This is a genomic window from uncultured Campylobacter sp. (genome assembly GCF_938045205.1).
Taxonomy (GTDB): Bacteria; Campylobacterota; Campylobacteria; order Campylobacterales; family Campylobacteraceae; genus Campylobacter_B.
The window spans coordinates 1-11,293 of the sequence record NZ_CALIMY010000089.1; the positions used below are offsets into that span (position 1 = coordinate 1).

The 11,293-nt window shown below is 49.7% G+C and carries 11 protein-coding genes and 1 pseudogene; 7 read left to right on the top strand and 5 right to left on the bottom strand.

What is annotated here, in order from left to right; genetic code table 11:
* The 5 genes and pseudogenes from Q0198_RS04920 to Q0198_RS04940 form a co-directional block, all read right to left on the bottom strand.
* Nucleotides 1-472, bottom strand: a pseudogene (locus tag Q0198_RS04920) (GNAT family N-acetyltransferase); the annotation flags it as partial.
* Nucleotides 473-641: 169 nt separating this feature from the next.
* The gene (locus Q0198_RS04925) at nt 642-932 is read right to left on the bottom strand and encodes a YciI family protein (protein ID WP_297895693.1); all 291 of its coding nucleotides are present in this window, start codon (nt 930-932) and stop codon (nt 642-644) included.
* Nucleotides 933-1,011: 79 nt separating this feature from the next.
* Nucleotides 1,012-2,265, bottom strand: a complete 1,254-nt coding sequence (locus Q0198_RS04930) for a ComEC/Rec2 family competence protein (protein ID WP_297895695.1) — start codon at nt 2,263-2,265, stop codon at nt 1,012-1,014.
* Between the two features lie 122 nt (nt 2,266-2,387).
* Nucleotides 2,388-3,815, bottom strand: coding sequence for a type I glutamate--ammonia ligase (gene glnA / locus Q0198_RS04935; protein WP_297895698.1), 1,428 nt, complete (start codon nt 3,813-3,815; stop codon nt 2,388-2,390).
* Between the two features lie 228 nt (nt 3,816-4,043).
* The gene (locus Q0198_RS04940; RefSeq protein ID WP_297895701.1) at nt 4,044-4,832 is read right to left on the bottom strand and encodes a histidinol-phosphatase; all 789 of its coding nucleotides are present in this window, start codon (nt 4,830-4,832) and stop codon (nt 4,044-4,046) included.
* Between the two features lie 71 nt (nt 4,833-4,903).
* On the opposite strand from Q0198_RS04940, the gene Q0198_RS04945 reads away from it, so the two are divergent.
* From Q0198_RS04945 to Q0198_RS04975, 7 genes are all read left to right on the top strand, one after another.
* Nucleotides 4,904-6,166: a peptidase U32 family protein gene (locus tag Q0198_RS04945; RefSeq protein ID WP_297895704.1), complete on the top strand. Its 1,263-nt coding sequence runs from the start codon at nt 4,904-4,906 to the stop codon at nt 6,164-6,166.
* Nucleotides 6,163-6,663, top strand: a complete 501-nt coding sequence (gene purE / locus Q0198_RS04950) for a 5-(carboxyamino)imidazole ribonucleotide mutase (RefSeq protein ID WP_297895706.1) — start codon at nt 6,163-6,165, stop codon at nt 6,661-6,663. The genes Q0198_RS04945 and purE overlap by 4 nt, the downstream gene beginning before the upstream one ends.
* Nucleotides 6,664-6,879: 216 nt before the next feature.
* Complete coding sequence (locus Q0198_RS04955) at nt 6,880-7,500, top strand: hypothetical protein (RefSeq protein WP_297895709.1); 621 nt, start codon at nt 6,880-6,882, stop codon at nt 7,498-7,500.
* Between the two features lie 228 nt (nt 7,501-7,728).
* Nucleotides 7,729-8,628, top strand: coding sequence for a glycine--tRNA ligase subunit alpha (glyQ, locus tag Q0198_RS04960; RefSeq protein ID WP_297895712.1), 900 nt, complete (start codon nt 7,729-7,731; stop codon nt 8,626-8,628).
* A 5-nt stretch (nt 8,629-8,633) separates the two neighbouring features.
* Nucleotides 8,634-9,356, top strand: a complete 723-nt coding sequence (locus tag Q0198_RS04965) for a Nif3-like dinuclear metal center hexameric protein (RefSeq protein ID WP_297895715.1) — start codon at nt 8,634-8,636, stop codon at nt 9,354-9,356.
* A gap of 9 nt (nt 9,357-9,365) precedes the next feature.
* Entirely contained in the window at nt 9,366-10,073 is a 708-nt protein-coding gene (locus tag Q0198_RS04970; RefSeq protein ID WP_297895719.1) for a zinc ribbon domain-containing protein, read from the top strand.
* Nucleotides 10,070-11,293: glycosyltransferase N-terminal domain-containing protein (locus Q0198_RS04975; RefSeq protein ID WP_297895722.1), on the top strand; the 1,224-nt coding region annotated here is incomplete at its 3' end. The genes Q0198_RS04970 and Q0198_RS04975, both read left to right, overlap by 4 nt.

Sequence of the window (11,293 nt, forward strand, 5' to 3'; positions counted from 1 at the left end):
TACCCAGAGCGCGCGCGTTTTGCGACACATAGACCGAGCTTTCCGCCGACCAATCGTATGCCGCCCGCTCTTTGAAAACCGAAGCGTAGGCGTAGCCGAGGATTTGCCCGTGTTTTAAATTTACGCCGCTTTGCTTTGCTGCGACGATTAAATTTGCACCGTTTTGTTTCGTCGCGGCGTTTGTGCGATCTCGCGCTTCGTCTGCGGGCGAAATTTCACTCTCTGCGCCAGCCGCGCTTGCGGAAATTTTAAAATTTTCATCTCGCTTATCGTTCGCAAATGTCGCCTCGTCGCTTGCGTAAGCGAGCAGATAGGGGTATCTTTGCAGCGTCTGCTCGATGCGCCCCGCAAATTCCGCGGCGCCGGGCACGTCGTATTCGAAGCTGATCGCCGTTTGCTTTACGTAAGGAGCGTAAATTTCAAGCAGCGCCTCCGCATCTCGCGGCGTTGCGAGCCGCAGTTTTATCCGCATAAAATCTCCTTTAAATTTCGCCATTTTGTATAATTTCGGTTTTAAGCTTATCCAAATTTGTCGCCGCGACCAGCTTTTAAATTTAGCGGGAATTTTATCTCGCGCGCAAAAAGGCTAAATTTCAGAGGCGTGTTTGAGCGCGTAAATTTTAAAATTTAACCCGCGCCGTTTATTCGCCGAAAAGCCTCCAAAACTCGGGCGCAAATTTCGTCGGCGCAAATTCTATGATCTCGTATTTTGCGACGCCGTTTTGAAAGAACGGATCTTGCTCGATGATCTCATCAAGCTCCGCGCGGTCTTTGGTGTTGATTAAGATGATACCGCCCGTGCGAGGGACTTTGCGCCCCGAGCAGATAAATTTATCTGCCGCGAAAAATTTATCCAAAAATGCGTTGTGCTCGTTGATGAAGCGGTCCGCTTCGCTTACTTCTTTGACGTAAGTGAGGTTTGCAATAAACATTTTGATCCTTTGTGAGATTTGAAGCGCGATTTTAGCATAAAATTCCAACGGATAAAATTCCCGCTGGAATTTTCGCACGCTACGTTATAAAAAATATTGGCGAAATTCCGATTATCGCGCAGCCAAGCGCTGCGTATCGAAGCTTAATCGCAGCAAGCGCGCAGATGTTTGCGAGCGCGAAAAGAAGCGGCGGAATTTGCGCCTGAAAGCTTGGCAGAGCAAAGTTTAAAAACGCAAGCAGCAGCGTATCGAGCGCGCCGCCGAGCCAGAATAGATGCAAAAATATGCTTAGCGGATAAAAGATCACGAACACGTATCCCAGCGGCATGACGCTAAGCTGCTGCAGCGAAGCGGTCGGGAAGAAATAATAGACCGCTACGTTCATACTGAGCCAAACGTAGAGGTTGAAAAGTATGACGTTCTGCCAGAGCTTAAATTTAGGCGCGAAGTGGTGCAGGTAGAGGAAGATATAGAGCACGCCGAGGCAGGAGAAATAAAATCCGATCGAAAAGGCTAAGTGCGGGAAAAACGCGAGCAGAAGCGCGATCGTTAGGAAGAGGTTTGTAAATTTAAGTACGTAGAAATTTCGCATTGCGAGGAAAAACCCCACGCAGCACATTGCAAGCGAGCGCAGAAAGCTCGGCGTAAAGTCAAGCACGAAGAGATATCCGCTCATCAGCACGATCACGAATATGCTAAGATCGCGCTTAGCGCTGCGATACGGAAAGTATCGATCCTGAAAGTAGCGATAGATCGGCATCGCGAGCAGAAAGACCGTGCTAAAGATAATGCCCAGATGAAAGCCGCTTATGGAAATGATGTGCGCTATGCCCCAGTTCGTCACGCTGGCGCGCAGCGGTTTTGAAATTTCGGTCGCAAAATACAGCGCGGAGTAAAGATCCGCCGTCATCTCATCTTCGTGCTGGGCTCGGACGAAGCTTATCGCGCGCCATTTTGCCCCGGAGGGCGCGGTCTCAGCTGAAATTTTAAAATTTGGCGCGTAAAAGCGCTGCTTTAAAAAATCTAAAAATTTTACGTTTTTGGTTGCGATGCCGATATTTACGCGAGCGAAGCGGTGAAATTCCCGCCCGAGCTTAGCGGTCGTGTAGAGAGTGAAATCCGCCGTTTTGAGCTTTAGCACCGTGTAGGTGCGGCCGCGCTCGTTGGTTTTGGCGTAGGCGTTTAAAATTTGCGCGTCGTAAAAGGCGTAGTTTTTCGCGCGAAATTCTCTGAATTCATAAAATTTCAGACCTAAGTTTAGCGATAAAATTCCAAGCAAAATGAGCAGAAAGTATAAAATTTCACGTTTGCGGTAAAAGAGTTGAAGCTTCACGGGCGGTGTTTAAGTTCGCGCGACGGAATTTTAAAAGCTCGCGCGCGGCGAAATTTTAAAATTCCAAGGCTCTATGCCGCACCGTTTCGTAAAAACCGGGCGACGCGGCATAAAATTTAGCCTTAGCACGAATAATTCGTCGCAAACTCAAACGGCGTAGGGCGCGCCTCGTAAGGCCAAACCTGAGTTTCAAATTTAAAATGCTGATAGGTCTCGATAAAAAGCTCGCTCATTATCGGGCGCAGATACTCGTTGTCGCGGATCACCGCTTCTAGGCTGCCGCGAAGCGTGTGCGGAAGCTGCTCGATGCCGCGTTCGCGAATTTCATCCAGGTGCAGCTTGAATAAATTCTCATCCATCGGCCCGACCGGCTCGGTTTTGTTTTTGATACCGTCGATGCCAGCCATCAGCATCGCCGCAAATGCCAAATACGGGCACGCCGTGCTATCGGGGAAGCGCATCTCCGCGCGCACCGAGTGCTCGCCGCTGCCGTAAGGGATACGGATCGAAGCCGAGCGGTTTTGGCTAGAATAAGTTAGAATGGACGGCGCCTCAAAGCCTGGGATTAGGCGCTTATAGCTGTTGGTGCTCGGGTTCGTAAACGCCGCGATGCTGCGCGCATGCTTTAGCACGCCGCCGATGTACCATCTGGCCGCATCGCTTAAATTTGCGTAGTTGCCCTTTTTGTAAAAGGTATTTTTGCCCTTTTTCCATATCGATTGGTGCACGTGCATTCCGCTGCCGTTGTCGCCGTAGAGCGGCTTCGGCATAAAGGTCGCAGTCTTGCCGTTTAGGTGCGCGACCATCTTTACGACGTATTTGTATTTTTGCACGTTGTCGGCGGCCTCGACGAGAGTGCCGTATTTAACGCCGATCTCGCCCTGGCCTTGCGCTACTTCGTGGTGACAGATGAAGGTCTCAAGCCCGATCTGTTCAAGTACCTTTAGCATCTCGGCGCGCAGATCGACCATCGAATCGACGGGCTGGACGGGGAAGTAGCCGCCCTTTACGCCCGGGCGGTGGCCGCTATTAAAGCCGTCTTTGTAGTTTTTGCCGCTGTTCCAATGCCCCTCTTCGGTATCTACTTTAAACATCGCGCAGTTCATATCGTCGATGATCTTTACGTCGTCGAAAACGAAAAATTCATTCTCCGGCCCGAAATAGCAGGTATCTCCAAGACCCGTGGTTTGCAGAAACTGTTCGGCTTTTTTGGCGATCGAGCGCGGGCATTTTTCATAAAGTTCGTTTTTATAGATGTCGTAAACGTCGCAGATAACGATGATCGTAACGTCCGCGGTAAATGGATCCAAAAACGCCGTTTGCACGTCGGGCTTTAGCATCATATCGGATTTATCGATCGGCTGCCACGCCGCTACCGAGCTCGCGTCGAATGGAATTCCGTCGGCGAAGTCCTTCGGCAGGCGCTTGTAGTTGTAAGCGACGTGGTGCCAGGTGCCTTTTAGATCGGTAAATCTAAAATCCACGAACTCGACCTCGTTTTCATCGCAAAATTTAAAAAATTCCTTCACGTCATTAACAAATTTTCCCATATTTTTTCCTTTTTTCCGCCCGTATTCGGGCTAAATTTAACGGCGAATTTTAACATTATTTAGTTGAAATTCGACTTTATCTGCGCCGTTTTGCGCGCCGCGATTTTTAAAATTTCTTGCCGCCGTGCCTTTTGAAATCTGAAATTTTCACGCCACTGAAGCTTTTGAAATTTTAAAATTTTGCGCCGCCCGCGCCTTTTTAAATTTAAAAGCGGCTGCCGTTAAAATTTACGCCAGATTTACGAACTGCCGCTCGCGATTTTTGAAAACGGCGATCTTATCGTAGCCGAACTCGCGCGCTTTAGCGTAAATTTTATCGTAGTTTAGCGCCACTTGAGCAACCGAGTGCGCGTCCGAGCTAAGCGTGATCGGCACGTCTGCATCCGCTAGCATCTGTAAAAGCGCGTCGCTCGGATAAATTTCATTCGCGGGCTTGCGAAGCCCCGCGGAGTTTAGCTCCACGACGATGCCGCTTTTTTTGATCGCGTTTATCGCGCCGCCCGCTAAAACTCTGATATCTTTTTTCGGAGTAAATTTAAAAATTTTAATCAGATCCATATGCCCTAAAATGTCGAATTTACTGCTTTTGCACAGCGCGCAGATAAGTGCAAAGTATTCGCGATAAACGTCGTCTATCTCGCGCCCGCTCCATTGATCTAAAAATTCCTCGTTATCAAAGCCCCAGTTGTTTAAAAAATGCACCGAGCCGATGAGATAATCAACCTTGCGCGCGAAAATCCGTTCATCCATTAGCTCTTTTTTCGTCATAAAATCAACCTCATATCCCAGCCGCACGTCGATCCGCCCGCTAAACTCATCTCGCAGATCTCTAATCATCCGCTCGTAAAGCTCCATCTGCTCGAAGCTCATTCGGTATTTTTGATCGAAGTTCATCGGCGCGTGATCCGCAAAGCCGAAAATTTCTATGCCTCGTACGATCGCCGCTTCCAAATACTGTCGCGGCTCGCCGTTAGCGTGGTTGCAAAGATAGGTGTGGTTGTGTAGATCGGCTCGCATCAACTGCTCCTTAAATAAAATTTTGGCTAAATTGTAGTAAAATCGCGCTTAAAAAATCACTAGGAATGTATTTGAAAAAACCCGAACTCTTAGCTCCTGCTGGGAATTTAACGAAACTAAAAATCGCCCTGGCTTACGGCGCGGACGCCGTGTATGCAAGCACCGGCTCATTTTCGCTGCGCCAGCGAAGTGCGAAGGAATTTAGCAAGGAAAGCTTCGCGCAGGGCATCGCATACGCGCACGAGCGCGGCAAGAAGCTCTACGCGACCGTAAACGGCTTTGCGACCAACGGCCAGCTAGGAAACATCGAAAGGCATCTGGAATTTCTTCGCGATCTGCGCGTGGATGGAATTTTAATCGCTACTTTAGGCGTCGCAAGCCTCGCGCGAGCAGTAGCGCCGCAAATCCCGATCCACGTCTCTACCCAAGCTAACGTGCTAAACTATCTCGACGCGCAGGTTTGGGCGGAGCTGGGCGCCGTGCGCATTGTCGCGGCGCGGGAGATGACGCTCAAAGATGCCGTAGAGATCAAAGATAAAATTCCAAACTTAGAGATCGAAATTTTCGTGCACGGCTCGATGTGTTTCGCATACAGCGGGCGCTGTCTTGTTAGTGCGGTGCAAAGCGGACGCTTTAGCAACCGCGGAAGCTGCGCGAACGACTGCAGATTTAACTACGAGCTTTATGCGAAAAATCCCGAAACCAGCGCGCTTTTCCGCTTGCAAGAACGCGAAGGGGAGGGGACTTTCGTAATGAACGCAAAGGATCTTAGCCTCATTTCGCATGTGCAAAAGATCATGCAAACGGGCGCGATCGACAGCTTCAAAATCGAAGGGCGCACCAAGAGCGAATACTACGTCGCATGCGCCACGAATGCTTATCGCGCGGCGATCGACGATGCCGCGAGCGATAAATTTGAGGCCGGCGTTTACGAGCGCGAGATTGCGACGCTTAAAAACCGCGGCTTTAGCGACGGATATTTGATAAAGCGCCCGTACGAGCGAGAGGATACGCAAAATTTAGACCGCAGCATCGAGCTTGGTACGCATCAGGTCTGCGCGATCTCGCAAGACGGCGAGTTTATAAGCGTCAAAGATAAAATTTTACCGGGCGTTTCGTATGAAATTTTCGCTCCGCGTGGCTTTAAAATTTGCGCTTGCGATAATGAGATCGGCGAAATTTTTGAGCTTGACGGCAAGCCTTATTTGAAATTTAAAAGGCTGCAAAGCCGCAGCGGTAAGGAATTTAGCGAGATTCACAGCGGCAATCTAAATGAGATTAAGCTGCCCGCGAAGCTCGCGGAGTTTTGCTTTTTAAGAAAGGAGATAGAATGAAATTTGTTTCTATAATAATGGGCTCAAAGAGCGATTACGAGGTCGTTTACGAGGCGGCTAAAATTTTAAATGAATTCGGCGTAGCGTACGAGATGATCGTTTCTTCGGCGCACCGAAGCCCCGCCCGCACGGCTAAATACGTCGCGGACGCCGAGAAGAAGGGCGTGCAGGTTTTTATCTGCGCGGCGGGCATGGCGGCGCATCTTGCGGGCGCGGTCGCTGCGAATACGACCAAGCCGGTGCTAGGCGTCCCACTCGGCGGCAGCGCGCTTAGCGGCGTAGATGCGCTGTATTCGACCGTGCAGATGCCTGCGGGCATCCCCGTCGCGACGCTTGCGATCGGCAAGGCGGGCGCGAAAAATGCTGCGTATCTGGCGGTGCAAATTTTAGCTCTAAGCGACGAGGTGCTAAGCTCGAAGCTAAAGGCGGATCGCGCGGCAAAAGCTGAGGCGCTGAAAAAGGACTCCGAGCAGATTGAAGTGCTGCTTGAGAGCTAGCTCGCAAAGGTGCGGCGGCGCCCAAGCGCGAGCCTGGCGAATGAAATTTTGGCGCTTAAAAAAAGCGTTTAAATTTACGCAGCGCTAAATTTAAACGGCGAGTCATAGGTGCCGCGAGGCTAAATTTTAAAATTTATACTTCGTGTGAGTTTTAAAATTTAAAAATCCGAAACCCGCGCGAAATTTTGTAAAATTTGATCGATTTAAAGGAATGAAATGAAAAAGATCGTCGCTCTGTCGCTTGCTTTTGTCGCATTTTTAGGCGCAAAAGAGATTAAAAGCAAGGAAGTGTTTTTATCGGACGCCGCCTCCGTGGATAGTTTGAGGCAATTTTTAAAAGCAAATAAAGAGGAGATCGTAAAGTTAAATTTAAGCTACTGCGCGAACGAAAACAGTTTGAAAATTTTAGAAAAAAATGCGAACGAGCGCAAAGGGGGCGTGAAATTTAGCGGTATTGCAGAGGACTACAAGCCCTCAAAAGACGTTACTATCGAATATTACGGCGAGCATTTCGATCTGGGCGAGGGCTATGACGACGAGGGTAACGCCGCAATCGACGAGGGGCAGATGATCATTAGATATAGCCCGCGCGAGGGTTCGTTTCAAAGCTTGACGCTACAGGTAGGTAGCTCCGAGCGCGGCAAAAGGTATAAGTGGCGATACTTCTGGGATGAAAAGGCTAGATGCAAGGACGGCGAAGTGCGGCTAGATGGGGCGTTTTACGTTACAGACGGCGAGTATCCCGCGGCAAGAGATCTCGGCGATAAGGGAGATTTCGATATATTCGCTCTCGATCCGATCGCGAAAAAATACTTCAAGCTGCTGGAGTATAGATAAATTTGCCGCAACAGGGCTTGCAAAATGAAATTTCGCTTAAATTTCAGCCGAAAATGAGAGATCACCTTGTTTTGAAAAAACGATCTAGTTTCGGCAAATTCCGACGAGACGGGCGAATGCTCGGCTGAAATTTTGAAAAATTTAAGAGCCGCGAAGAGCCTCCGAAAGAGGCTTTAAAAGGCGTTTGGAAGATAAAATTTAAATTTACATATCAATAAAAGGATAAAAATGACGTTTTCACAGATTATTTTGACGCTTCAAAACTACTGGCACGAGCAGGGTTGCTTGCTCGTTCAGCCCTACGATATGCCCGCGGGCGCAGGCACCTATCATCAGGCTACCTTTTTGCGTAGCCTAGGAAGCAAGCCGTGGCGCGCGGCATACGTCGCGCCTTCGCGTCGCCCCACAGACGGGCGCTACGGCGAAAATCCAAACCGCCTTGGCGCGTATTATCAGTTTCAGGTGATCTTAAAGCCGAGCCCGGATAATATCCAAGAGCTCTATCTAAAAAGCTTGGAAAAGCTCGGGCTGGATCTTAAAAGCCACGATATCCGCTTCGTAGAGGATAACTGGGAGAGCCCGACGCTGGGAGCTTGGGGGCTTGGCTGGGAGGTTTGGCTGGATGGCATGGAGGTGACGCAGTTTACCTATTTTCAGCAGGTAGGCGGCATCACGTGCGAGCTAATTAGCGGCGAGATCACCTACGGGCTTGAGCGTTTGGCGATGTATCTGCAAAACAAAGACGACGTTTACGACATCGTCTGGGACGATAAGGCGGGGCTCGTGACCTACGGCGACGTGCATAAAAGGGGTGAGTTCGAGTTTAGCAAATACAACTTCGAGCTTGCGGACACCGCGATGCTTTTTAATCAGTTTGAAAACTGCTTCGGTGAGTGCAAAAGCATCCTAAAGCACGGCCTGGCGCTTCCCGCGTATGATTACTGCATGCTCGCGGCGCACACGTTCAACGTCCTTGACGCGCGCGGAGCGATCTCGGTCACGCAGAGGCAGGATTATATTTTAAAGATCCGCGATCTTGCCAAAAACTGCGCGCTTTGCTACGCAGATCCGCAAAAATATGTCGCCGAGCTGGACACCGCAAATAAAACAGATAAAAGCGCAAAGTAGGATTTATGAAAACGGGCGAAATTTATGAAATTTTAAACGCCGCCGCGCCCTTTTGCGACGCAGAGGCGTGGGATAATAGCAGGCTTTTGCTCGGAAACTTGGATGATGAAATTTCAAAAATCTATCTAAGCCTCGACGTTACTAGCGAGCTGGTGCGCGAGGCGGAGGCGGGCTCGCTTTTCGTGGTCCACCACCCGCTGATTTTTAGCCCGCTAAAATCGCTCGATCCGCGGCTTTATCCTGCAAATTTGATCTATGAGATGATCCGCAAAAACATCTCTCTCATCGCGATGCATACAAACTTTGATAAGCATGTTTTAAATGGATTCGTAGCACGCGAAATTTTAAAATTTGAAATTACGGATGAGCGGGAATTTTTGGTTTTCATGCGCGCGGATTTGAGCTTTGAGGCTCTGTGTGCGGATATAAAACGCAAGCTTGGCATCGAGCATCTGCGCGCCGTAAAGACGAAAAATTTTATCCGAAATATCGCGCTTTGCACCGGCAGCGGAAGCGAACTAAATCAAAGCTTGGGCGTGGATTGCTTCATCACGGGCGATATAAAATATCACACGGCGCTTCAAAATTTAGAAAACGGCGTGAGTTTGATCGATATAAATCATTTTGAAAGTGAGCGCTATTTTGGGCGCGCGCTCGCACCTTTCTTGCAAAAAAGCGAAATTGAAGTTATAATAAGCGAGCAGAAAAATCCATTTACGTATTATTAAAGGAAGAAGATGAACAAATATTTAAGCCAATTGGTAGAGCTTTGCGAATTCGATAAGCAGCTGGACGGATTTAAGCCTAAAATCGAGGCCGCGCAGGAGAAGCTGAGTAAAAAAAGCACTGAAATAAACGGCGCAAAAGAACAGATCGAAACTCTAAATGCGGAGATCGCCGAGCTAAAATCTCAAATTTTACAAGCAAACGCGCAGCTTAGCGCCTTTTCGTCCAAGCTAAAAAGCACGGGCAAAAAAAGCGGCGCGGCAAAAACCGAAAAGGAGATCAAAGCCCTTAGCGTTGAAGAGGACATCGCAAAAGAGCAGCTCGAAGCCACAAACGAGGAGATCGAAAGGCTAGAAAAGATCGTAGCCGCAAAGGAAGCGCTCGTAAAAGAGCAGAGCGAAAACCAAGAGGCGTTTGAAGCCGAGCTAAAAAGCTTGCAGGAGCAGGTAAGCGCCGAGATGGGCGAGGTCGAGGTCGCTCGCGGCGCGATCTACGCCAAGCGCGATAAACTAATGCAGGCGATGAATCCAAAAACCGTCTCATTCTACGAAAAGATCCGCAAATGGGCGGGCAACACGGCGGTCTCGCCGGTGCGCAAACAGGCCTGCTACGGCTGCTTTATGCGCATAAGCGACAAGACCTATTCCGCGGTCATTAAAAGCGACGACATCGTAACCTGCCCGTATTGCGGCAGAATTTTATATAAAGAAGCCGAGTGATCTACACCGCCTTGGCGTTTTTGGCGTGGCTCGTCGCTGCGCCTTTTATTTTTATCCTAAGCTTTAAAACAAAATACCGCACGAGCTTGAAAGCGCGATTTTTTCTATACAAAAACCCTAAATTTAGCCCCGCTGCGGTGCACTTTCACGCTTGCAGTCTAGGAGAGGTAAACGCTCTTGCGCCGCTAATTTCTAAATTTGAGAGCGTCGCGCTTAGCACGACCACGCAGACGGGCTTCGGTGCGGCGCGCTCTCTCACGCCGAACTCTCGCTACCTGCCTTTTGAAAATTGGCTTCCATTTTGGCTTACGGGCAGCCGCGTGCTGGTGATCTTTGAGGCCGAGCTGTGGCTAAATTTGATCCGTTCCGCTAAATCGCGCGGAAGCTACGTGATCCTGCTAAACGCGCGCATAAGCGATCGCTCGTACGCGAGCTATCTGCACTTTAAGTTTTATTATCGAAAAGCGTTTGAAAATATCGATCTGGTGCTTGCGCAAAGTGAGCTTGATGCGGCGCGGTTGAGGGAGCTCGGCGCAAAAAATATAAAGGTCGCGGGCAATGTGAAAAGCGCGAATATCGCCGTTGCGACGAAGGACTATTCCGCCGCGTCCGCAAATAGCTTTGTGCTTATGATCTCAAACACTCACGAGGGCGAAGAGGAGCTTATTTTATCAAATTTAAACGATTTTATAAAATTTTGCAGCTCGCAAAGTGCGCCCGAAAAATACTCGCGCGCAGCGGGTACCCGCGGCGATAGAAGCTTGCCTGGGGCCGAGCTTCGCGATGAGCAGGGCTCGACCGAGCCGGTAAATTTAAACGTAACTTCTTTGGATGCGGTGACTTCAAGCGACGCTTCGTTCGCCGTGCCGAATATGGCGCCTTTAAACGGCGTGTCTTTAAATTCTGTCGCACGGAATTCGGCGCCTGCGATCGCCGCGCCACAAAGGCTAAAAATTATCCTTGCGCCGAGACATCCTGAGCGCTTCGAAAAGGTATGTGAAATTTGCAAGGCTTGGGCGCGCGAGCACGGGCTTAGCTTCGAGCGATCTAGCGACGGCGCGGGGCTTCGGAGCGATTTCATCTTGCTCGATGCCTTCGGGGAGCTAGCGAACTTTTATAAAATTTCAAACGCCGTGATCTTGGGCGGTAGCTTTTTGCCAAAGATCGGCGGACACAGCCCGATCGAGGCGGCAAGCTTCGGCGTACCGATCATCAGCGGG